This is a genomic window from Brevundimonas aurantiaca, assembly GCF_014199955.1.
In the GTDB taxonomy this organism is placed as follows: domain Bacteria; phylum Pseudomonadota; class Alphaproteobacteria; order Caulobacterales; family Caulobacteraceae; genus Brevundimonas; species Brevundimonas aurantiaca.
In genome coordinates this window covers 11015-32946 of record NZ_JACHOQ010000011.1, presented here as the reverse complement: position 1 = coordinate 32946, position 21932 = coordinate 11015, and the positions used below count along the sequence as shown (strand labels likewise).

The following is a 21932-nucleotide window of genomic DNA, read 5'->3' as shown; positions in this document are numbered from 1 at the left end:
TCAGCCCTTGGGCTTGCCCTTGAAGCCGTCCTTCTTGAACCCGTCCTTCTTGAAGCCCGGCTTGGCCTTGAACGGCTTCTTGGCGAAGGGCTTGTCGCCCGCCGCATTCGACCGCGGATTGGCGGCGCCGTCGGTCTTGGGCGCCCAGGGCTTCTTCTTGAACGGCGGACGGGCGTCGCCCTCTCCGCCTTCGGCGCGCTTGTAGGACGTCTTCTTGAAGGGGCGGTCGCCGTCCTCGCGCGGCTTGCCGGCGAAGCGCGACGCCTTCATCGACCCCGGCGTGGGCGCCTCCGACGGCGTGATCTTCACCTCTTCCTTCGAAGCGGCGACCGCTTCGCGGAAGGCCTTTTCATGGGTCTTGGCGATTTCGAACCGGGTCTCTTCGGGGAAGGTGCGGATCGAGCCGATCTGAGGCTTGGAGATGCCGCCGATGCGGCAGATCAGCGGGATAAGCCACTTGGGGTCGGCGTTCTTGTTGCGGCCCACGTCCAGGCGGAACCAGACCACCTCGTCGGCGCCCAGCCGCTCGCCCGGCCAGGGCTGGGCCGCCGTGCCGTCGTCATTGCGGGCGGCGCGGTCGCGCTTGGCCGGTCCGCGATCCGAACCCGGATCGGACAGTTCTTCCGGCGCCGGCTGTTCCTTGCGCAACAGGCGAACCAGGGCGGCGGCGATCTCGTCGGGCGTGCGCTCGGCGATCATCCGTTTGGCGACGATCATGTCCTCGTCCGACACCTCGGCCTCGAAATGGGCGGGCGACAGCAGCCGATCCTCGTCGGCCTTGCGGATTTCGTCGAAGGTCGGGGCGCCGGACCAGACGGCCTCGATCCCCGCCTCGTCCATCAGACGCTCGGCCTTGCGGCGACGCGAGTGGGGCACCAGCATGACCGAGACGCCCTTCTTGCCCGCCCGGCCCGTCCGGCCCGAACGGTGCAGCAGGCCGGCGCGGTTCATCGGCAGTTCGGCGTGGATGACCAGGCCCAGGTCGGGCAGGTCCAGACCCCGCGCGGCGACGTCGGTGGCGACGCAGACGCGGGCGCGGCCGTCCCGCAGCGACTGAAGCGCGTCGGTCCGCTCGCGCTGGCCCATTTCGCCCGACAGGCTGACCGAGGAGAAGCCGCGTTCCAGCAGCGACGACTGCAGATGCCGCACGCTGTCGCGCGTGGAGCAGAAGACCATGGCCCGCGGCGCCTCGAACCAGCGCAGGGTGTTGACCACGGCGTGTTCGATCTCGTTGGGGGCGATGCGATAGGCCCTGTATTCGATGTCGGCGTGCTGGCGCGACTTGTCGGTGGCGTCGATGCGCACCGCATCCTTCTGATAGCGCTTGGCCAGGGTCACGATCTCGCGCGCCAGAGTGGCCGAGAACAGCAGGGTGCGGCGGCCTTCCGGCGCCTGGTCCAGAATGTGCTCCAGGTCCTCGCGGAAGCCCATGTCCAGCATCTCGTCGGCCTCGTCGAGCACCGCGACCTTCAGCTCGGACAGGTCCAGATTGCCCCGGTCGATATGGTCCTTCAGACGGCCGGGCGTGCCGACGACGATGTGGACGCCGAAGCTTAAGGCACGCGCTTCACGGCGCGCGTCCATGCCGCCGACGCAGGTGGCGATCTTGGCGCCGGAATCGGCGTAAAGCCATTGCAGCTCGGCGGCGACCTGCATGGCCAGCTCCCGCGTGGGCGCGATGGCCAGGCACAGGGGCGCGCCGCCGGGGCCGAACTGGGGACTGTCGCCCAGCAGGGTCGGCGCCGCCGCCAGGCCGAAGGCCACCGTCTTGCCCGATCCGGTCTGGGCCGAGACCAGCAGGTCGCGGTCCGCATGGCCCTCTTCCAGCACGGCGGCCTGAACCGGGGTCGGTTCGGCATAGCCCTTGTTGATCAGAGCGCGGTCGAGCGCGGGGTGAACGGCGGGAAAGGGCATCGGCTACCTGGAATGACGGACGAGGCGGTCGTCGAAACGACCGCGCCCGGCCGAGGACAGACCTCAGGCCGGGCGAATGATGGGCGCTCTATACACGGATAAAGGCTGAAGCGGGGCGGAAAACGCCGTTCACCCTGTTCCTTCAGGCGACGTTGACCTGAGGGCGACAGTCTGGCGATCAAACCCGCCTCGTTCGGAGCCTATCATGCAAGCGCTTTCCATCGCCGCCGCCGGAATGACCAGCGCCCAGATGCGGTTCGAAAACAGCGCGCGCCGCACTGCGACCGCGCCGCTCGACAACCTCGCCGAGGAAACCGTCGAACGGCTTCAGGCCAAGACCGCCTTCAGCGCCAACGCCGCCGTGGTCCGAACCGCCGACGAAATGACGGCGACCCTGCTGGACATCCTGGCCTGAGCCGCGACGCCGTTTAGAACTCTTCCCAGCCGTCGGCTTCGGGCGCCGCCTTGGGCGCAAGGGCCGCGCCGCCGCGCCCCAGGGTCTTCAAGGCCGCCGCCATATGGGGCGTAGACGCCCGCGCCGAAGCCGGAGCCGGCGCCGCCGGACGTTGCGCCGCGGACTTGGCGGGGGAGGCCTGACCCACGGTCCCGACCTTGAACCGGGCCGCAGAGGCTTGCAGGGACTGGGCTTCCTGATCCAGGGCGTGGCTGGCGGCGGTCGACTGTTCGACCATGGCCGCATTCTGCTGGGTGACCTGGTCCATCTGGTTCACGGCCGTATTGACCTGGGCCAGGCCGACCGCCTGTTCCTGGCCGAGGCGGCGATGTCGGCCACCAGGCCGTCGATCTCGGCCACCCGGTCCACGATCCGTTGCAAAGCCTCGCCGGTCTGGCCGACCAAGGTCACGCCCGTGCCCACCTGGCTGGTGGAGGTCGAGATCAGGGTCTTGATCTCTTTCGCGGCCTCCGCCGACCGCTGGGCGAGCGCCCGAACTTCAGACGCCACCACCGCAAAGCCGCGACCGGCCTCGCCCGCCCGGGCCGCCTCGACCCCGGCGTTCAGGGCCAGAAGATTGGTCTGGAAGGCGATCTCGTCGATGACCCCGATGATCTGGCTGATCTGCGAGGACGAGGATTCGATCGCCTGCATGGCTTCGACCGCGTCGCGGACGATGACGCCGGAAGTCTCGGCGTCGCCCTTGGCGGCGTCGACGACGTCGGCCGCCTGGCGAGCGCCGGAGGCGGTCTTCTTCACCGTGGCGGTGATCTCGTCCAGCGCCGCCGCCGTCTCTTCCAGAGAGGCCGCCTGCTGTTCGGTGCGGCGCGACAGGTCGTCGGCGGCCTGGGAAATCTCGGCCGCGCCTGAGCGGATGCCGGCCACATTGCCCAGGACGACGCTCATGGCCTGTTGCAGCTGGGCGATGGCGGCGTTGAAGTCGGACTTGAGCTGGGCGGCCTTGGGCGCGAACTCGGTTTCGATCCGATAGGTCAGGTCGCCGTTGGACATGGCCGACAGCCCCTCGGCCAGGGCCGTAAGCGCGATCCGATCCTCCTCGGCGATCCGGGCCTTTTCGGCTTCATTGGCGCGATGTTCGGCCTCGCTGACCGCCCGCTGCGACTGGGCCTCGGCTTCCAGCCGGGCCTTTTCGACGGCGTTGTCGCGGAAGGTGCCGACGGCCGCGGCCATCCGGCCGATCTCGTCGCCACGCTCCTGGGCCGGGATGGAGACCTTCAGATCGCCGCCGGCCAGCTGCGCCATGGCGCGGGTCATGGCGACGATCGGCTGGCTGAGCGCCCGGACCAGCCAGACCGTCATGGCGGCGGCGACCAGCAGGGCCAGGATCCCGCCGACGACCAGGGCCGCATAGCCCCGTCCGAAAGCCGCCTTCTTGGCGGCGCTTCTTTGGCTCAGCACCGCATCGGCGGCCTGATCGACAGCGGCGACGGCGGCGCGAATGTCCTTCAGGTCCGCCGTCTGCAACAGCCGCGCTTCGGCCTGGAGCCGGGTCGCCGGATCGGCGGCCTGGGCCATCAGCCCCTGCGACTGCTGGTGAAAGGCGTCGCTGGCGGCCTTCAACGCCTGATGCTGGGCGGCGTAGACATGATCGGCGTCGCTGGCGTCCAGGGCCTGGGCCGCCTGGTCGAAGGCGGCCTTGCGCGCCAGATAGTCCCGTCGCGCCGTCTCCTGGCCCGTCGCCACATAGGCGCGCAGGGCGTTCTGCTGTTCCACGGCGGCGGCCAGGGTCAGAGTGGCCGCCTCGCTGATCTGATAGGCGGACCGTTCGGCCGTGTCCGACCGTTGCAGCGTCACCAGGCTGAACAGGACGACCAGGGTCGCCACGCCGCACGCGCTCATCATCGCCCCGAGCGCGATCATCAGCTTGATGGATATGGACAAGGACTTGAACACGACCGGCTCCGAAAGCGGTTAACCCGTCGCAACTACCGGACAAGCCTTACCAAACCTTCTAAGGCGACGCTTCCAATCCGACCTTTTCGGGTAGGTGGAAATACCCAGTGAACTGTTCGAAGACCGCCCGGTCGCCGACGATCCTCAGCCCGCCTTCGGCCTCAAGCGCCGCCGTCGGAACCTTGCCGTAAACGGCCGCCGCGACCCGTTCGGGGCGGGTGGTCAGGACCACGGCGGCGTCGTCGATCGGCCCCCGCCGCGCGTCCAGACCGCCGTCCCGGATCTCAACCCGGAAGGTCTCGTCTTCAAAGACGAAGCCCAGGACCAGGGCGGCGTCGCCGGCCAGGGCGGGATCGAACATGGTCTTGAACGACAGCATGATCGAGACGGCGCTGATCGGCAGGGTCGGATCATGCTGGGGCGACCGCGCCGCCCAGCGCCCCAGGACGATGAAGACCGGCTCGATCTCCAGCCCCCAGTCGGTCAGCTCATAGACCTGGACCGAGGCGGGCGGCGGCAGTTTGCGACGCCGCAGAACTCCCGACGCCTCCAGCCCCTCCAGCCTCTGGGTCAGGACATTGGCCGATATGCCGTGCAGGTCCTTCTTCAGATCGCCGAACCGGCGCGGGCCCAGCATCAGCTCGCGCACGACCAGCAGGGCCCAGCGTTCGCCGATCAGATCCAGCCCATGGGCGGCCCCGCAGGCGTCATGATAACGACGCCCCGGCTTTGCAGTTACTTTTTCTAACTTCATTATTGACTATTCTAACTACCAAAGGCACGGTCCGCAAAGAGGGAGAGGAACGCCGCATGACCCAACTGATCTTCATCAACCTGCCCGTCGCCGACCTTGACCGTTCGATCGCCTTTTATGAAGCCGTCGGGGCGACGAAAAACCCGATGTTCAGCGATGAGACGGCCGCCTGTATGGTGGTGTCGGACGTGATCCACGTCATGCTGCTGACCCACGACAAGTGGCGCAGCTTCACCGACCGGGCCATTCCCGACGCCCAGGTCTCGGCCCAGATGCTGCTGTGCCTGTCGCGCGAGGACAAGGCGGCGGTGGATGCGACGGTCGCCCAGGCCGCCGGCGCCGGGGGTCTGCCCGACCCGAACAGCCCCCAGGATTACGGCTTCATGTACGGCCGCAGCTACGCCGATCCCGACGGCCATATCTGGGAGGTCATGTGGATGGACCCCACAGCCGTCGCCGCCGGGCCCGAGGCCTTCGCCGCCCATGACCTGACGCCGGCCTGAGGCGGAGATCGTCATGTCCGAGATTTTCGAACTCCGCATCAGCCGCCTGATCAGGGCCGCGCCGGAAACGGTCTGGAACGTCTATACGCAACGCACCGCCGAATGGTTCTGCCCCCGCCCCTGGACCACGCCGGTGGTGGACTGGGACCTGCGCGTCGGCGGCCGGGCCAATGTCGAAATGGCCTCGCCCGAGGGGGAGCGTCATCCCTATTCCGGCGTCTTCCTGGAGGTGGTTCCGGGCCGCAGACTGGTCTCGACCGGCGCCTTCACCGAGGGCTGGGTTCCCCAGGCCGGCGAGATGAACTTCGTCCGCATCGACACCTTCGAGGCCGAGGACGATGCGACCCTCTACACCGCCGTCGCCCGCCATTGGGACGAAAAGGCCATGTCGGCGCACCGAGCCATGGGCTTCGAACAGGGCTGGGCCGCCGTCGCCGATCAACTGGCCGAACTGGCCGAGGGCGTGGCGTGATGGCCGACAAGATCGTTCCCTGCCTGTGGTTCGACGGCGAGGCGGAAGCCGCCACCGCCTTCTATGTGTCGCTTCTGCCCGACAGCCGTATCACCGCCGTCAACCACTCGCCGGTCGACACGCCGTCCGGCCCGGCCGGTTCGGTCCTGACGGTGCAGTTCGTCCTGGCGGGCCGTGAGTATCTGGCCCTGAACGGAGGGCCGAACTTCCGTTTCACCGAGGCCGTCTCCTTCATGGTGATGACCGAGGATCAGGCCGAAACCGACCGGCTGTGGGACGCCCTGACCGCTGACGGCGGCCGCGAGAACGCCTGCGGCTGGTTGAAGGACCGTTGGGGCCTGTCGTGGCAGATAACGCCTCGGCGCCTGGTGGAACTGACGACCGACCCCGATCCCGCCCGCGCCAAGGCCGCCATGCAGGCCATGATGGAGATGATCAAGATCGACGTCGCGGCCCTGGAACGCGCCGTCGCCGACCTCTGAACCCTCAGCAAAGGACGACCCCATGACCTATGTGACCGGCTTCCTGACCCCCGTGAAATCCGAGGACAAGGCGCGCTACGTCAAGTCCGCCCAGGCCTCCTGGCCCCTGTTTCAGAAATACGGCGCCCTGTCCCAGGTCGAGACCTGGGGCGAGGACGTGCCCGACGGCAAGCTGACCAGCTTTCCCATGGCCGTAAAGCTGGAGCCGGGCGAGGTGGTGGTCTTCTCCTGGGTCACCTGGCCCGACCGCGCCACCGCCGACGCCTGCTGGGCGCAGATGGAGACCGACCCCGGCTTCGCCGAGATGGACATGCCCTTCGACGGCAAGCGGATGATGTGGGGCGGTTTCGAAACCATCTTCCAGTCATAGGGGCTCAGCGGCGCGCCGCCTTCAGGGCCGCCGTCAGGGCCTTGCGGCGTTTTGCATGGGTCCGCTCCCGCTCGGCCTGTTCGTCCTCCAAGGCCTTCAGCCGATCCGCCAGATCCGCCATCGCCTGCTGATGTTCGGCGTCCAGGGTCTCAAGCTCGGCTTCCAGCCGCTGGATCTTGGCGCGCCGGGCCTTGGACGGACCGGCGGCCTTCTTCGGTCCGGCCGCCTTCTTGATCTTGCCGACGTCGATGGCCAGGCCGCGTTCGATCACCTCGCCTGGAGCGGCTAAGGCCGCCTCATAGTCGGGGCCGCCGCTCAGTTCGCTGGCCAGGCCCGTGGCGAACAGATCCTGTTTGGAGCCCCAGGCCTCCAGCGCCTTGGGCCGCGAGCTGACCGCGACCGTGAAGGCGTGAAACCCGTCCGACCAGGTGAAGACCTTCAACCGTTTCGCCATGCGCCTCTCCCGGCCGACGGCCCGACTCGGCGCCGTCTCAGCGGCAGAAACGTGTGTCGGTCGCTTCCAGATGCAGATGGTCGAAATGGACGGCGTTGTAGTCTGGGCTCAGCACCGTGCCGAAGATGCGGCAGGCGTCGTCGCGGATACGGCGCAGGAATCGGGCCTCGGGCGCATCGCCGCTCCAATCCTTCGTCACCGTGATCCGCCGCCCGTCCCTCAGCCGCACCCCGGCGAAGTCCAGGGCGGCCGCCTGGGCGTGGGCGCTGATCCGGCTGGAGCCCACGCCGTTGTTCACATTGCGACAGGCGTAGGCGCCCATATGGTCGATCTGGACCACGTCCGACCCCAGGATTTCGCGCGCCGCCGGTTCCAGCGACTGACGCCGCCAGACGCTCAGCGCCAGGGCGGTCTGGCAGGTCATCTCGACGTCGCCGGGCGCCATCCGCGCCACCGTCCCCAGGTCCGGCCCCAGCACCCCGCCCTGTCTCAGGCCGCAGACGGCCGAGTTCTGCCGATCCGGCACGGGGCTGAACCGCACCCGCGCCGCGGTCAGCTGGGCCATGCACCGCCCCAGCTCAGAGCCTTCGCGCACCACCGCCGCCTGGGTGCCCCCGTCGATCGGCCGGTCGATCAGCCCCCCGATGAGAGGCGCCGCCGTCTGGCCCGGATAGGGCGACGGCCGCAAGGGCTCCGGCGCGCGCCGGACGCAGCCGGCCAAAATCAGCAGGAGCGAAAGGCCGGCGCAAAGGCGCATCAGACGAGGCGACGAGGACATGGCTCCGGTCCTAGCCGATTCCCGCCGGGTCCGGCGGTCACGAGGCGGAGAGCCGCCTATCGCCGCTCTTCCGACACGCCCTTGGCCCGACAGCGGTCCGAGCAGAACCGCACACGATCCCAGTCCCGCGCCCATTTCTTGCGCCAGACGAACGGCAGGCCGCAGGCGGCGCAGACCTTCTGCGGCAGATCGGCCTTGGCCGGCGCCGTGCCCAGATTGACGTGTTTGCGGCCCATCCGGTCCTCTATTTGAAACGGCGGGCGAGGGACCGCGCCGCCATTGTTGCGAAACACTCTCAACCTTGCTACAGGGCGCACGTCGCCTCGGCGGCCGTAAGCGTCTCACGTCAGGCAACGCATCCATCCCGGTCTTCGGCCGGGGCCGGTTCGTCCGGCGGATGCCCGCGCCGAAGACCTGAGTTTAAGAGAGACGCAAACCATGCACCCTCATCCCGCCGTCGTCCGGTTCCGACGCCTGCCCGCCCGCTACGCCGGACTGGTCATGCCGCTGATCCTGTCGCTGATCATGACCTTTGTGGTCTCAGCCATCGCCACCGCTCGAACCCTGGGCTTCGCCCCGGCCTTTCCCAGCGCGTGGATGCAGGCCTGGGGCCTGTCCTGGCTGATCGCCTTCCCGGTCCTGCTGCTGATCCTGCCCCTGGTCCGGCGCATCGTCGCAGCCCTGGTCGAGCCCGCCCGCTGAACGAAAAAGGGGCGGCCCTTTCGGCGCCGCCCCTGATCGTCTTCAGCTGTCCAGGAAGGACCGCAGCTTGCGCGACCGGCTGGGGTGTTTCAGCTTGCGCAGGGCCTTGGCCTCGATCTGACGGATCCGTTCGCGCGTCACCGAGAACTGCTGGCCGACTTCTTCCAGCGTGTGGTCGGTGTTCATGCCGATGCCGAAGCGCATGCGCAGCACCCGTTCCTCGCGCGGCGTCAGGGACGCCAGGACGCGGGTGGTGGTCTCGCGCAGGTTCGACTGGATGGCGGCGTCGATCGGCAGGACGGCGTTCTTGTCCTCGATGAAGTCGCCCAGGTGCGAATCCTCTTCGTCCCCGATCGGGGTCTCCAGGCTGATCGGCTCCTTGGCGATCTTCAGGACCTTGCGCACCTTCTCCAGCGGCATGGCCAGCTTTTCGGCCAGTTCTTCCGGGGTCGGCTCGCGGCCGATCTCGTGCAGCATCTGGCGGCTGGTGCGGACGATCTTGTTGATCGTCTCGATCATGTGCACCGGGATGCGGATGGTGCGCGCCTGGTCGGCGATCGAGCGGGTGATCGCCTGACGGATCCACCAGGTGGCGTAGGTCGAGAACTTGTAGCCGCGGCGGTACTCGAACTTGTCGACCGCCTTCATCAGGCCGATGTTGCCCTCCTGGATCAGGTCCAGGAACTGCAGGCCGCGGTTGGTGTATTTCTTGGCGATGGAGATGACGAGGCGCAGGTTGGCCTCGACCATTTCCTTCTTGGCTTGCCGCGCTTCGCGTTCGCCCTTCTGCACCGTCTGGACGATGCGGCGATAGTCGTCGATCGGCAGGCCGGCCTCCAGGGCCACGGCGGCGACGTCGGCGCGGATGGTCGCGATCTGGCCGGCCTCGTTCTCGCTGAACTTGGTCCAACGCACGCCCTGGTCCTTGATCCGGTCGGTCCAGGTCGGGTCCAGTTCGGAGCCGAAATAGGCCTTCAGGAACTCAGGCCGTGAAATGCCGTAGCTGTCGGCCAGACGCAGCAGACGGCCTTCCAGACCGATCAGGCGCTTGTTGATCGCATACAGCTGCTCGACCAGGGCCTCGATGCGGTTGTTGTTCAACTTCATCGTCTTCAGACGATCCGAAATGGTCGTCGTCAGGGTCTGATAGGTCTTTTCGTCCTTGGCGCTCAGGGTCTCGCCCTTCAGCCGGGCCTGGACCAACTTGTCCTGCAACGCGCGGAAGGCGCCGAAGTCGGCGGCGATGGCGTTCAGAACCTCCATCACCCCGTCGCGCAGCTCGGCCTCGAGCGCCGAGATCGACATGCCGCCGCCGTCGTCGAAGTCGTCGTCGTCCTCGTCATCGGACTCCGGCTTATCCTCAGCCACTTGTTTTTCTTCGACGTCTTCTTCCTCTTCGCCCTCAGCCGGGGCGGCGCCCGGCAGGGACGAAGGGTTCAGCACGCCGTAGGTGGCGTCCAGGTCGATGACCTCGCGCAGCAGGATGCGGTTGTTCTCCAGCTCGTCGCGCCAGACCATGATGGCCTCAAAGGTCAGGGCGCTTTCGCACAGACCCGAGATCATGGCGTCGCGGCCAGCCTCGATCCGCTTGGCGATGGCGATTTCGCCCTCACGGCTCAAGAGTTCGACCGAACCCATCTCGCGCAGATACATCCGCACCGGGTCGTCGGTGCGGTCATAGGCGGCCTTGGCGGGCGTTTCCGCCACGCCGGTCGAGGCGGCGGCGGCGACGTCGGTGGACTGCTGCTCCTGCGCGTCTTCTTCGGCCTCGACGACGTTGACGCCCATTTCCGACAGCATGGCCAGGGTGTCTTCGATGGCGTCGGGGGTGACTTCTTCGGACGGGAGGACCTTGTTCAGCTCCTCCATCGTCACATAGCCGCGCGCCTTGGCCTGTTTGATGAATTTCTTGACGCCGGCGTCGGTCAGATCGAGCAGGGGGCCATCGGTCGAAACCTCGGTGTCCTGCGTCTCGGTCTGTGCGTTCATAGTCAGTCTGTCTCCGGCCGGAGGGGGTGATCAATCCGCCCCGGCGAAAATACAATGCTTGGCGAGGCGTAAGGTTACGCGCCCGCGCTGTCTTCCCAAATCGTCCCGGCTTTGATCGCACGGCGAAGCGCATCCCGCGCAGCTGCCGCCGACGGAACCCCCTCATCCCGCCCCGACGCCTCTCGCGCCGGGACCGAGGCGTCGTCAAACGCCTGCGACCATCGGACCCTTGCCTCGGCGAGGGGCGCATTTGCGGCCAGGAATGGCGCGCCGGACTTCGCCGCCGCCTTCTCGACCTCGCGCACTAAGGCGTCATGATCCGATTGCGCCAGATGGCGTCGCAAGGCGGCGGAGTCAAGGCCACCCTAACCGACACGCAGCCAGTTCTCGACCCGAAGGCCCGGCACGCGCGAGAATTCGCGTTCATTGTCGGTGATGAGGATGCAGTCCAACGCCAGGGCGTGGGCGGCGATCAGCAGGTCGTTGGCGCCGATCAAGCGGCCCGAACGCTGAAGTTCCGCGCGAACCTCCCCATAGAGGCGATCCGCCGGGGCGTCCCAGGCCTTCACCGCCAATCCTGACAGCACGCGTTCCAACTGCATCGCAATCCTGGGAGAACCGGATTTGCAAGCCCCGAAGCGGAGTTCCGCCATGGCGATCAGACTGACGCAGACGCCCACGGGGCCCAGAAGGGCCAGTCGCTGACCGACGGGGCCGATCGGATCATACATCAGGTCCGACACGGCGTTGGTGTCCAGCATATAGCCGCTCAAAGATCCACCGGTTCAGGCGGTTGATCATCGAAGGGGTCGAGACGCTCACCGATCGGCTGCAGAGTCGCGAGCACCGCCAGAAGACGGGCGGAAGACCCCATCGACGGCCCGGCCTTCTCGATGATCAGCCGCTCCCCGTCCTGACGCACCACCGCGTCCGCCGGAACGGCGACGCCGCTCGGCAGGTGGACGACCTGATGGTCGCCTTCGCGGGTGATCCTGACGGGTTGGGAGCCATCCATGGGGCGAGACTACTCCAGATCGTCAAGCCCGCCAATCGGCGCGGCTCAGTGCACCGTTGCTGCCTCGCTCCATATATCGCCGCTGGCAATAAATCGGTCCAAAGCGTCGCGCTGGCCTTTGAGACTGATGAAAGCTTGAGAGTCGAAGCTCTGCTCAGATTTCATCTCATTCATTGCGCGACTTAGAGCGAGGGAATGCAACAACACATCGACCGCACGGCTCAACCCCACAGCAGCCTCTTCCAATGAAGCGGCACTATTCAAAAACGGCGCATGGGCGATGGAGGCTGTTCGATCAATACGCCGAAGAGTCTCTTCATGACCCAATGCCACGAGACGCGACCTAAGCAAGCCCTCGCTCATAGCTTGAGCTTCGTACGTCAGTCGCACCAAATCACCTATCAGCCGATCCAAACCAACATCCCCAAAGTTTTGGGTTGCTAAAGTCTCGCCACGCTCGCTCGCCATTGCGGGATACGTAATAAGCCCTTCAACGATGGCGGAGAGGACGGGCCTTGGAGCGCGCGCTAACGTCATCGCGGCTGCGCGTGCCTCCGGGGTAACATCCATTATCGGCGCCAAAGACCGAGCTTTCCGATCTCTATATATAATCCTGTTCGCAGCTTTTCTTTCTTCAGGAGAAGGGCGAACTCGCTGGTAAAAAGCTCCAACTAGAAAATCTTTGTATGTCCTTGCTAAGTCAGGATCAGAAATCGTCGCCGCAGCTTTTCGCAACCTGACAAGAAGTCCCGCCTCCTTTTCAGGAGTATCCAAGGGCCCGACCTCTTCCATTTCTTTTTCGAACAGCTTCCGCGAGAAAGGCGTCGTCAAAGACATCGCCTCTCTCAAGGCTGGCGCGCCTTTCTCCCGCAGCATGTCATCTGGGTCGAGGCCACCCGAAAGGGTGACAAAACGGAAACTGCGCTCAGGCTTCAGCAGTGGCAAAGCGCGCTCTACTGCCCGATAGGCAGCTCGCTGACCCGCTGGATCTCCGTCAAAACAAAGGATTGGCTCCGCACTTATCCGCCAGAGCAAGCCCATCTGTTCTTCGGTCAGGGCCGTGCCCATGGGCGCCACGGCCGGCAGGCCCGCGCGCTGGCAGGCGATGACGTCCATATAGCCCTCGACCACGATGATCGGCTGGTCGTTCCGGCTCTCGGCCCCCAGAATGCGCCGCGCCTCAGGCAGGCCGTAGAGGGTGGAGCCCTTGTGAAACAGCGGGCTTTCCGGCCCGTTCAGATATTTGGCCCGGTCGTCGGGGTTCATGGCCCGGCCGCCGAAGCTGACGATCCGCCCGCGCGCGTCCAGAATGGGGAAGATCAACCGGTCGCGGAACCGGTCATAGGGCTGGCCGCCGCTGTCCGGCGCGATCAGCAGCCCGGCCTCGACCAGTTCGGCCGGCCGCGCCCCGCGCTGGACCAGGGCCTGTTTCAGCCCCTCGCGGTCATTGGGCGCATAGCCCAGGCCGAACCGCTCCCACTGATCCTCGGGCAGGCCGCGCTTCTCAAGATATTCGCGCGCCGCCTTGCCCGGCGTGCGGCGCAGATTGGCGGCGAACCATTTCTGGGCCAGGTCCATCCACTCGGACAGGCCTAAGCGCTTCTGCTCGCGCTCGGCCTCCTTGGGGTCTTCGGCCGGCAGTTGCATGCCCGCCTCGCCCGCCAGCCGCTGTACCGCCTCGACGAAGCTCAGCCGCTCGGTCTCCTGCAGGAAGGAGATGATGTCGCCGTGTTTGCCGGACGAGAAGTCGTGAAAGAAGCCCTTGTCGTCATTGACGAAGAAGGACGGCGACTTCTCCTTCGAAAAGGGCGACAGGCCGACATACTCGCGGCCCTGCCGCTTGAGCTTCACCGTCCGCCCGATCACGTCGGACGGCCGAAGGCGGGCCTTCAGTTCATCGATGAATCTCTCGTCGAAACGCACACGAGCACAAGCCTTCAGCAACTACAAAATAAAACAGGGAAAATCTGCGTCGGGCGGGACATCCCCGACCATGATTCGCGCTGTGGATAATAGTGAGGATTAACTCCCACCTGCGCCAGTATCGGTCGCAACTCATAATGACACAGAACGATCAGGCGGTTCGTCCGGGCATCCCCCGATAGCCGAACGAACCGCCGCATCGCAGAAGGCGTAAGCCGCAGCGTCCCCCAACGCCTTGGCTAACGAAGTCCTAACGCCTCGCGGACCTTCATCTGACGTTCGACGGCGTCGGCTGTCGAGAGGCCGGCGACCGGCGTGATGCGGATCATGGCCGGACTGTGTCTTTCGCGTCGCAACGGCTTTTCAGCGGCGAGGTCCAAAGGGCACCACCTTATTGGCCGTATCGTGCCCGATATCAGCGGAGCCCAGGTAGTCTATGCCCGATCTCAGGCACCAGTATCGAACGATCTCCTCCGGAGTCTGGCCGAAATCAGGATCGTTTGGCGTGACATCGGAAACACGCCCCAGGCGAATTCCGGCCACACCTCTGATAGAAGCCTGGCCCGTCAAGTGAAACATCATCCGGTCGATCCGATAGGCGGCCTCCGACACCTCCTCCAGCATCAGGACATGGCCGGTCAGATCCGGCTCCAGCGCCGTGCCGACCAGCTGGTCGATGATGGTCAGGTTGAAGGCGACGGCGGGACGCGGGTCGGCGGCTAGGGAAGGCTCGATCCAGTCCGTCCGGCCCGTGGTCAGCCAGGCCAGGGCGCCTTTAGCCGTCACATCGTCCCGCACCGAATCCGAAGCCATCGGCCCATGGGCCAGATGTTCGAATCCGGCCCGGTACATGCCGGCCAACAGACTGCCCGCGTCGGAATAGCCCAGATAGCGCTTCTTGCGCGCCACCGCGTTCAGCCGGGGGATCACCGCCTCGGCGATGCGGCAAGAGCCATAGCCGCCGCGGGCGAACCAGACGGCGTCGATGCGCGGATCATTGGCGAACTCGATAAAGGCCTCGGCCCGCGCCCGGTCGTCCCCCGCGAAGTGACCGTGCTTCAAGAAGCAGGCGGGGTGGAAGACCACAGCCACGTCGCGATCCGGGTGATGTTCGGCCATCCACTGTTCGACGGCCTCGGCCCGCTCCTTTGAAAAGCGGGAACTGGCGCAGACCACGCCGATCTTGAAGGTGTTTGCGTTCACGCCCGTCTTCTTCGTCGAAATTGCGATCCGGCTCTGGCGGATCGGCCCGATCCCCTGTTCTAAGGGGGCATGAACCAAGACGCCTCCTATTTCTTCTGCGGCATCGGCGGGTCGGGCATGCTGCCCCTGGCCCTGATCGTCCAGGCCCAGGGCGGCCGGATCGAGGGCTCGGACCGCGCCCTGGACCAGGGCCGCACGCCCGAGAAGTTCGACTGGCTGCGCGCCCACGGCGTGACCCTGCACCCTCAGGACGGATCGGGTGTGACCCGCGCCGCGCAGACGGTGATCGCCACCGGCGCGGTCGAGGACACGGTGCCCGACATCGGCGCGGCCCGCCGTGTCGGGGCGACGATCAAGACCCGCCCCGAACTGCTCAGCGAACTGTTCAACGCCGCCCCCACCTCGATCGGGGTGGCGGGCACCAGCGGCAAGTCCACCATCACCGGCATGATCGCCTGGATCCTGCACCAGACCGGCCGCGATCCGACCGTGATGAACGGGGCGGTGATGAAGAATTTCGCCGACGCCGACCATCCGTTCGCCAGCGCCCTGATCGGCGGTTCGGATCTGTTCGTGTCCGAGGTGGATGAATCGGACGGTTCGATCGCCCGCTACGATCCGACCGTGGCGGTCGTCTCCAACATCTCGCTTGACCACAAGTCGATGGAGGAGCTGCGCGACCTGTTCGGCGGCTTCGTCCAGCGGGCGGCCAAGGCGGTGCTGAACCTGGACAATCCCGAGACGGCGGCCCTGGCGCAGGACCTGGCGCCCGGAAAGGCGATCACCTTCGCCCTGGGCGAAGAGGCGGCCGACCTGTCCGCCCACGACCTTCAGCCCCAGCCGACCGGCATGCGGTTCCGCCTGATCGAGGGCTGGAGCGAGTTCGACGTCACGCTGAACGTGCCCGGCGCCCACAATGTCGCCAATGCGCTTGCGGCGCTCGGCGCGGTCAAGGCCCTGGGCGTTTCGACGGGCGAGGCGGTCAAGGCGCTGGAAAGCTTCGCCGGCATTCGGCGGCGAATGGAGGTGGTGGGGGCCGTCAACGCCGTCACCGTCATCGACGACTTCGCCCACAACCCCGACAAGATCGCCGCCACGCTGAAGACGCTGCACGCCTTCGACGGGCGTCTGCTGATCCTGTTCCAGCCCCACGGCTTCGGCCCCTTAAAGCTGATGCGGCGGGAGTTCATCGACGGTTTCGTCGGCCTGATGCGCGAGGACGACGTCCTGCTGATGCCCGAGCCGGTCTATTACGGCGGAACCACCGACCGCAGCGTCGGCAGCGCGGCCATCGCCGAAGGGGTGCGCGCGGCCGGCCGCCAGGCCGAGGCCCTGCCCGACCGCGCGGCCTGCGGCGACCGCATCGTGGAGATGGCCCGGCCCGGCGACCGCGTCCTGGTCATGGGGGCGCGCGACGACACCCTGTCCAGCTTCGCCGCCGATCTGCTGGAGCGGCTGGGCGCGCGCTGAAGCCTGACGTTCGGAGCCAAGGCGCCGCTTCGGACGTTGCTGCAAGATGAGCGCCGCCGCCCTGATCGATCTGAGCCGAGAACGCGCCTATCTGCGCGACCTGGGCCGCGCGTTCGGGGGCGCCCTGGTGTTCAGCATTCCTCTGCTGATGACGATGGAGATGTGGGAGCAGGGGGTGGCCATGGACCGGGGCCGGCTGCTGGCCTTCATCGTCGCCGGCCTGCCCCTGCTTTACGGCCTGGCCTATTATGCGGGCTTCTCCGACCGGCGGGGGCTGGCGAACGATCTGATGGACACGGCCGTCGCCCTGGCGGTCGGCTTCCTGACCGCCGGCGTGCTGTTGAGCCTGTTCGGCGTGGTCCGATGGGGCGATCCCCCGCGTGAAGCCCTGGGCAGGATTGCGCTTCAGGCCGTTCCGGGCGCCATGGGCGCCCTGCTGGCCCGCCGCCAGCTGAGCGGCGACGCGGACGGCGGCGAGACCCAGGAGGATCAGGCCTCCTATGTCGGGGAGCTGTTTCTGATGGCGGCCGGCGCCCTGTTCTTCGCCCTGAACGTCGCCCCGACCGAGGAAATGATCCTGATCGCCTACAAGGCCGGCGCCCTCAACGTCCTGGGGCTGATGGGCGTGTCGATCCTGCTGCTGCACCTCATCGTCTTTCGCGCGGGCTTCGCCGGTCAGGAAGAGGCGGATCGACCGGCCCACGCCTTCTTCCACTTCACCCTGCCCGGCTACGCCATCGCCCTGGGGGTCAGCCTGTTCGCCCTATTCGTCTTTGGGCGGATCGAAGGGCATTCTCTGGCCGGGGTGGTCCAGGCGATGGCGGTCCTGGGCTTTCCCGCCGCGATCGGCGCGGCCGCCGCCCGTCTGCTGGTCTGATCCGATGAACCGAGCCACGCGCCGAAAAACCGCCCCGCCCCGCCCGCTTTTGCAGACCGCCATGGCCGCTCTGGGCGGGGTGGTGACCCTGGCCGCCGTCGGGGTGATCGTGTGGGAGGCCGTGCAACCCGCCGCCCCGGCGACCCTGAGCGCGCGGATCGAGAGGGTCGAGACCACCGCCCACGGCCATGTGGCCGAGATCAAGGTGGTCAATGACGGCGACGAAACCGCCGCCGGGGTCGATGTCGAGGCCGTGGCAGGCGACCAGACCGCGACCGCCACCCTGGACTATGTGCCCGGCCGCGGCCATGCGACCGCCTATATGCGGTTCGACGCCGATCCGCGCGCGGCGGTGGTGACGGTCAAGGGCTGGTCGGCGCCCTGAAGGGCTCAGATCAGCAGCAGGGGCAGGGTCTGAAACACCACCCCGACGCCGCCGATGAAACAGCCGCCGACGCCGATGGCCGGCTCGAATCCCCGACGGGTCTTCAGGATCAACAGGGCGAGCCCCGCCTCGCCCGCCAGACAGGCCAGGCTGAATCCCCCGCCGATCAGGCGCCACAGGGGCGCCTCGGCCGTCGCCACCACGTCCGCCGTGGACGAGATCAGATAGACGCCCAGGAAATGGGCTGCCCAGATCAGCAGCCCGCCCGTCAGGATCAGCCAGCGTCCGATGTCAGCCTCCCGGGAACAGATGGGTCAACAGGGCGGCGGCCGCCCCTTGCGCGGCGGAAAAACCGATGAACAGGGCGATCAGCTGATAGGTCGCCGGCCTCCGGGCCGACAGCAGGCCGAACACCCAGCGCATCAGGGCGAAGACCGCCATGATGGCGCAGATGGCCGCGAACAGCCCCTGCCAGGCGATCAGGGCGAAGACGGTCGCCCCCTGGCCGCTGGCCTGGGGACGCAGGCCAGCCCCCCACCAGGCGGACGCCTCGACCGCCCAGCCCGCGCCGATCGCCAGGCCCGCCAGCAGCATCAGGACGGCGGCGATCACCCCGCTGCGCGGCCGGTCCAGCGCCAGGGCCCGCAGCGAGACCCAGGCCAGCAGCGCCGCCGCCGCGCAAAGGCCGACGACCTGGATCAGAGACCCCGTCTCCGGCGGCGCCTGCCACAGATCGGGACGACGGCTCCACAGGAAGACGTAGGAGAAGCCGGCCATGACCGCGACCATGCCGGCGACGATCAGGGTGATGACCATGGCCCACCAGCCGTGGCTGGTCGGGCCCGAGACATAGGTCGGCAGGCGCACGCCCGCCCCGACGTCCACCACAGCCGCCCCGCCCTCGCGCCGGTCCGGCCGGTCCAGCTTCCAGCACCATTTGAGGATGCAATATACGGCCAGAATTCCACTGATCACCGAAGCCAGATAGGCCTGGATGGTCAGGATCAGGAAAAAGCCCGCCGTAAACACCGCCCCCCAGACGTGCCAGCTGGAGGGCCGGGGGATTTGCAGCAGATACTGGGGTTCGGCGTTCAGCGGGCTGGTGACGATGGTCTCGCGTTCGCCGCGCGGGGCGCCGGGCAGGAAATAGCGGCCGGCCTCGACGTCCTCGGCCAGCCCCTTCTGCTCCCAACCGGGATAGAGGCTCTTGATCACCGGAATGGAGCGCAGCGAATAGAGGCCGGCCGGCAGCCACTCCAGCCCCGGCCCATTGAAGACATTGCCCGCCTCGCGTCGCCCGAAGGGGCGGAAGTTGCGGATCATGTCCACCAGCCAGATCAGCACCGCCAGGCCGAACAGAAAGGCGCCGACGGTCGAGATCATATTGGGCAGGTCCCAGCCCCGATCCGGCAGATAGGTGTAGACCCGCCGCGGCATCCCCATCAGCCCGGTCAGATGCATGGGCAGGAAGGTCACGTTGTGGCCGACGAACATCAGCCAGAACACCCACTTGCCCCACCGCTCGCTGAGCGGCCGGGCGCTGGACATCGGCGTCCAATAGTAGATGGCGGCGAACAGCGGAAACACCATGCCGCCGATCAGGACGTAGTGCAGGTGAGCGACGATGAAATAGCTGTCGTGGGCCTGCCAGTCGAAGGGGACCATGGCGACCATGACGCCCGTCAGCCCGCCCATGACGAAGATCACCAGCCCCCCGACGGCGAACAGGCCCGGCGTGTTGAACCGCATCTTCCCCGCCGCCAGGGTGGCGATCCAGGCGAAGACCTGAACCCCGGCGGGCACGCTGACCGCCATCGAGGCCGCGCTGAAATAGTTGATCGAAATCTGGGGCATGCCGGTGGCGAACATGTGGTGCGCCCAGACGCCGAAGCTGATGAAGCCCGTCGCCAGCATGGCCAGGACCACCAGCCTGTGTCCCACCAGCCGGGTCTGGGCCACGGCCGGGATGATGGTGGACATGGCGCCCGCCGCCGGCAGGAAGATGATGTAGACCTCCGGGTGGCCGAAGAACCAGAACAGGTGCTGCCACAGCATCGGATCCCCGCCCCGCGCCGCGTCGAAGAAGGGCCAGCCCAGGGCGCGTTCCAGCTCCAGCAGCAGGGTGGACAGGATGATCGACGGGAAGGCGATGATGATCATACAGGCGAAGATCAGCATGGCCCAGGCGAAGATCGGCAGCTTGTCCAGGGTCATGCCGGGCGCCCGCGTCTTCAGAACCCCGACGATGATCTCGATGGCGCCGGCGATGGCCGAAATCTCGATGAAGCCGATGCCCAGCAGCCAGAAGTCGGCGTTGATCCCCGGCGAATAGGCCACGGAGGTCAGGGGCGGATACATGAACCAGCCCCCGTTCGGCGCCAGGCCGAAGAACAGGGAGCAGAAGAAGCACAGTCCCCCGATCAGATAGGCCCAGAAGGCGTAGGCGCTGAGACGCGGGAACGGCAGGTCGCGCGCCCCCAGCATCTGGGGCAGCAGCAGCACGCCCAGGGCCTCGACCGCAGGCACGGCGAACAGGAACATCATCACCGTGCCGTGCATGGTGAAGATCTGGTTGTAGGTCTCCTGGGCCAGGAAGCCCGTCATCGGCAGGGCCAGCTGGGTCCGCATCAACAGGGCCAGAACCCCCGCCAGCACGAAGAACAGCATGGCCGCGCCGACGTAATAGACGCCGATATAGTTGTTGTTGATCGCCGTGACCCATTCCCACGGCTTTCGCGGCGCGCACCAGACCTGTTCCAGCTGCTCCAGCTCGCCCTCGGGGCGGGGTTCGCGGGTCGGCAGGCGTTTGTAGAGTTCGGGATCGAACCCGGTTTCCGAACTCATTTCAGACTGTCCAGATAGGCCGAGACGGCGCGCAGGTCCTGGCCCGTCAGGACCGGATAGGAGGGCATGCGGTTGCCGGGCTTGATCCCTTGGCTGTCCGAAATCCAACCGGCCAGCGTGCCCTGGTTGTTCGGCAATATGCCCGCCCCGATCGTCTGGCGCGATCCGACATGGGTCAGGTCGGGACCGGCCAAACCATTGGCCTCGGTTCCCCGAATGGTGTGGCAGGCGCCGCAGCCGGAGGCGGCGAAGACGTCGCGGCCGCGCGCGATCATTGCGGCGGTCGGCGCGGCCGCATCCAGGGCTACGGCCGGCCCGGCCTGACGCGCGCGCCAGGCGGCGAATTCCTGGGGCGTATGGGCCACCACGACCAGCCCCATCAGCGCATGGGGCCCGCCGCAGTATTCGGCGCACTGGCCGCCGTAGGTTCCCGGCTGATCGGCCTGCAGCCGCATGAAGTTGCGCCGGCCGGGGATCATGTCGGTCTTGCCGCCCAGGCGCGGAACCCAGAAGCTGTGGATCACGTCGGCGCTTTCCAGCTCGAACACCACGGGCTGACCGGCGGGGATATGGACCTCATTGGCGTCCTGAAGGATTTCGCGCCCCTGGTCGTCCAGATAGGCGACCCGCCACCACCACATCTCGCCGGTGACGCGGACCCGCATCTCGCCCGGTCGCGGCGCCTCGGCGACCCGCGCGGTCGTGGTCAGGCCGTAGATCAGAAGGCCGGTCAGAACCACGATCGGAAAGGCCAGGCCGCCAATCCAGACCAGACGCTCGCCGCTGACCCGCCGCTTCCACCGCCGGGGGCCGAACAGGGCGATCCCCAGGGCGATCAGCACCACGGTCATCACCACCGCCGCCATGACGAACAGCACCCAGGCCACCACCTCGATCGGCCCGGCGAAGGGGCCGGCCGGGTCCAGCACAGGCGGGGGCCAGCCCGCGGTTCCCGGCGTCGGTTCAGTCGTCATCGAGCGTATACAGATAGGCCGCGACGTCGCGGGCTTGGGCTTGGTTCAGGGGCATGGGGGGCATGGCGGTTCCGGGATCCAGGGACGGCGCGTCGATCAGCCAGCGGGTCAGGACGCCGGGCTGGTTCGGCAGGCGCCCGGCGATGAAGGGGCGCGCCCCGAAGCCCGCCAGGTCGCCGCCGCTGCGGCCTTCGGGCCAGGCGACGCCGGGAATCGTGTGGCAGGCGGCGCAACCGACGGCCTCGATGACCGCCAGGCCGCGCGCCGGATCGCCCTGGGCCACCGGCCGGGGCTGATCCGCCTTGTCGACGCAGGCGCTGAGGCCCGCCGAGGCGAGCGCGAGCAGAGCCGCGGCGGCGGTCCGCCCTGCCTCGCCCTGTCCGCCCCATCTCATCGCCGCCCGGTCCCCCGCCCTGAATCGCCTCGGGCCAGGCCTCGAAAGCTTCACCAGACCA

At 67.2% G+C, this 21932-nt stretch carries 23 protein-coding genes and 1 pseudogene; 9 read left to right on the top strand and 15 right to left on the bottom strand.

What is annotated here, in order from left to right; genetic code table 11:
• On the bottom strand, nt 1-1914 hold the full coding sequence (locus GGQ93_RS14615; RefSeq protein ID WP_183217972.1) for a DEAD/DEAH box helicase: 1914 nt from the start codon (nt 1912-1914) through the stop codon (nt 1-3).
• Nucleotides 1915-2119: 205 nt separating this feature from the next.
• On the opposite strand from GGQ93_RS14615, the gene GGQ93_RS14610 reads away from it, so the two are divergent.
• Nucleotides 2120-2329, top strand: coding sequence for a flagellar basal body rod C-terminal domain-containing protein (locus GGQ93_RS14610; protein ID WP_182714154.1), 210 nt, complete (start codon nt 2120-2122; stop codon nt 2327-2329).
• A 13-nt stretch (nt 2330-2342) separates the two neighbouring features.
• On the opposite strand, the pseudogene GGQ93_RS14600 reads toward GGQ93_RS14610, so the two are convergent.
• Nucleotides 2343-4249 (bottom strand): annotated as a pseudogene (locus GGQ93_RS14600) (methyl-accepting chemotaxis protein).
• Between the two features lie 91 nt (nt 4250-4340).
• A complete protein-coding gene (locus tag GGQ93_RS14595) occupies nt 4341-5036 on the bottom strand; it encodes an HxlR-like winged helix-turn-helix transcriptional regulator (RefSeq protein ID WP_183217967.1) in 696 nt (231 codons plus the stop codon).
• Between the two features lie 56 nt (nt 5037-5092).
• Between GGQ93_RS14595 and GGQ93_RS14590 the strand changes: the two genes are divergently transcribed.
• From GGQ93_RS14590 to GGQ93_RS14575, 4 genes are read left to right on the top strand one after another with little or no spacing between them, the layout of a single operon-like run.
• Nucleotides 5093-5539 (top strand): VOC family protein, encoded by a 447-nt coding sequence (locus GGQ93_RS14590; protein ID WP_054764799.1) that lies wholly within the window; start codon nt 5093-5095, stop codon nt 5537-5539.
• A gap of 13 nt (nt 5540-5552) precedes the next feature.
• On the top strand, nt 5553-6011 hold the full coding sequence (locus tag GGQ93_RS14585; protein ID WP_054764798.1) for an SRPBCC family protein: 459 nt from the start codon (nt 5553-5555) through the stop codon (nt 6009-6011).
• On the top strand, nt 6011-6493 hold the full coding sequence (locus GGQ93_RS14580) for a VOC family protein (RefSeq protein WP_183217965.1): 483 nt from the start codon (nt 6011-6013) through the stop codon (nt 6491-6493). The genes GGQ93_RS14585 and GGQ93_RS14580 overlap by 1 nt, the downstream gene beginning before the upstream one ends.
• A gap of 22 nt (nt 6494-6515) precedes the next feature.
• Complete coding sequence (locus GGQ93_RS14575; protein WP_054764796.1) at nt 6516-6863, top strand: DUF1428 domain-containing protein; 348 nt, start codon at nt 6516-6518, stop codon at nt 6861-6863.
• Nucleotides 6864-6867: 4 nt separating this feature from the next.
• On the opposite strand, the gene GGQ93_RS14570 is transcribed toward GGQ93_RS14575, so the two are convergent.
• The 3 genes from GGQ93_RS14570 to GGQ93_RS14560 are packed head-to-tail and all read right to left on the bottom strand — an operon-like array spanning nt 6868 to nt 8331.
• The gene (locus GGQ93_RS14570; protein WP_152949550.1) at nt 6868-7317 is read right to left on the bottom strand and encodes a hypothetical protein; all 450 of its coding nucleotides are present in this window, start codon (nt 7315-7317) and stop codon (nt 6868-6870) included.
• Nucleotides 7318-7354: 37 nt separating this feature from the next.
• Complete coding sequence (locus tag GGQ93_RS14565; RefSeq protein WP_182714156.1) at nt 7355-8095, bottom strand: extensin-like domain-containing protein; 741 nt, start codon at nt 8093-8095, stop codon at nt 7355-7357.
• Between the two features lie 56 nt (nt 8096-8151).
• Entirely contained in the window at nt 8152-8331 is a 180-nt protein-coding gene (locus GGQ93_RS14560) for a DUF2256 domain-containing protein (RefSeq protein ID WP_152949548.1), read from the bottom strand.
• 202 nt (nt 8332-8533) lie between these two features.
• Here GGQ93_RS14560 and GGQ93_RS14555 point away from each other — a divergent pair, with 202 nt between their 5' ends.
• Nucleotides 8534-8797 carry a DUF2798 domain-containing protein gene (locus GGQ93_RS14555; RefSeq protein WP_054764792.1) on the top strand — a complete coding sequence of 88 codons (264 nt, stop codon included), beginning with the start codon at nt 8534-8536 and terminating at the stop codon, nt 8795-8797.
• A 42-nt stretch (nt 8798-8839) separates the two neighbouring features.
• Here the strand turns inward: GGQ93_RS14555 and rpoD are convergent, their stop codons facing one another.
• The 5 genes from rpoD to GGQ93_RS14530 form a co-directional block, all read right to left on the bottom strand.
• On the bottom strand, nt 8840-10786 hold the full coding sequence (gene rpoD / locus GGQ93_RS14550; protein WP_183217963.1) for an RNA polymerase sigma factor RpoD: 1947 nt from the start codon (nt 10784-10786) through the stop codon (nt 8840-8842).
• A gap of 365 nt (nt 10787-11151) precedes the next feature.
• Entirely contained in the window at nt 11152-11547 is a 396-nt protein-coding gene (locus tag GGQ93_RS14545; protein WP_221233740.1) for a PIN domain-containing protein, read from the bottom strand.
• An 8-nt stretch (nt 11548-11555) separates the two neighbouring features.
• Nucleotides 11556-11801 carry a hypothetical protein gene (locus GGQ93_RS14540; protein WP_183217959.1) on the bottom strand — a complete coding sequence of 82 codons (246 nt, stop codon included), beginning with the start codon at nt 11799-11801 and terminating at the stop codon, nt 11556-11558.
• A 45-nt stretch (nt 11802-11846) separates the two neighbouring features.
• The gene (gene dnaG, locus GGQ93_RS14535) at nt 11847-13724 is read right to left on the bottom strand and encodes a DNA primase (protein ID WP_183217957.1); all 1878 of its coding nucleotides are present in this window, start codon (nt 13722-13724) and stop codon (nt 11847-11849) included.
• 363 nt (nt 13725-14087) lie between these two features.
• Nucleotides 14088-14927: an LD-carboxypeptidase gene (locus GGQ93_RS14530; protein ID WP_183217955.1), complete on the bottom strand. Its 840-nt coding sequence runs from the start codon at nt 14925-14927 to the stop codon at nt 14088-14090.
• A gap of 69 nt (nt 14928-14996) precedes the next feature.
• On the opposite strand from GGQ93_RS14530, the gene GGQ93_RS14525 reads away from it, so the two are divergent.
• The 3 genes from GGQ93_RS14525 to GGQ93_RS14515 are packed head-to-tail and all read left to right on the top strand — an operon-like array spanning nt 14997 to nt 17659.
• Nucleotides 14997-16397: a UDP-N-acetylmuramate--L-alanine ligase gene (locus GGQ93_RS14525; RefSeq protein ID WP_183217952.1), complete on the top strand. Its 1401-nt coding sequence runs from the start codon at nt 14997-14999 to the stop codon at nt 16395-16397.
• Nucleotides 16398-16443: 46 nt separating this feature from the next.
• On the top strand, nt 16444-17274 hold the full coding sequence (locus GGQ93_RS14520; RefSeq protein ID WP_183217950.1) for a TIGR02587 family membrane protein: 831 nt from the start codon (nt 16444-16446) through the stop codon (nt 17272-17274).
• A gap of 4 nt (nt 17275-17278) precedes the next feature.
• A complete protein-coding gene (locus GGQ93_RS14515; RefSeq protein ID WP_224764355.1) occupies nt 17279-17659 on the top strand; it encodes a hypothetical protein in 381 nt (126 codons plus the stop codon).
• 5 nt (nt 17660-17664) lie between these two features.
• On the opposite strand, the gene GGQ93_RS14510 is transcribed toward GGQ93_RS14515, so the two are convergent.
• From GGQ93_RS14510 to GGQ93_RS14495, 4 genes are all read right to left on the bottom strand, one after another.
• Nucleotides 17665-17859 carry a hypothetical protein gene (locus GGQ93_RS14510; protein ID WP_224764354.1) on the bottom strand — a complete coding sequence of 65 codons (195 nt, stop codon included), beginning with the start codon at nt 17857-17859 and terminating at the stop codon, nt 17665-17667.
• Between the two features lie 91 nt (nt 17860-17950).
• Nucleotides 17951-20503 carry a cbb3-type cytochrome c oxidase subunit I gene (locus tag GGQ93_RS14505; protein WP_183217948.1) on the bottom strand — a complete coding sequence of 851 codons (2553 nt, stop codon included), beginning with the start codon at nt 20501-20503 and terminating at the stop codon, nt 17951-17953.
• The gene (coxB, locus tag GGQ93_RS14500) at nt 20500-21477 is read right to left on the bottom strand and encodes a cytochrome c oxidase subunit II (RefSeq protein WP_054764779.1); all 978 of its coding nucleotides are present in this window, start codon (nt 21475-21477) and stop codon (nt 20500-20502) included. Before coxB ends, GGQ93_RS14505 begins: the two co-directional genes overlap by 4 nt.
• Entirely contained in the window at nt 21467-21871 is a 405-nt protein-coding gene (locus tag GGQ93_RS14495; protein WP_152949536.1) for a c-type cytochrome, read from the bottom strand. Before GGQ93_RS14495 ends, coxB begins: the two co-directional genes overlap by 11 nt.
• Between the last annotated feature and the right edge of the window lie 61 nt (nt 21872-21932).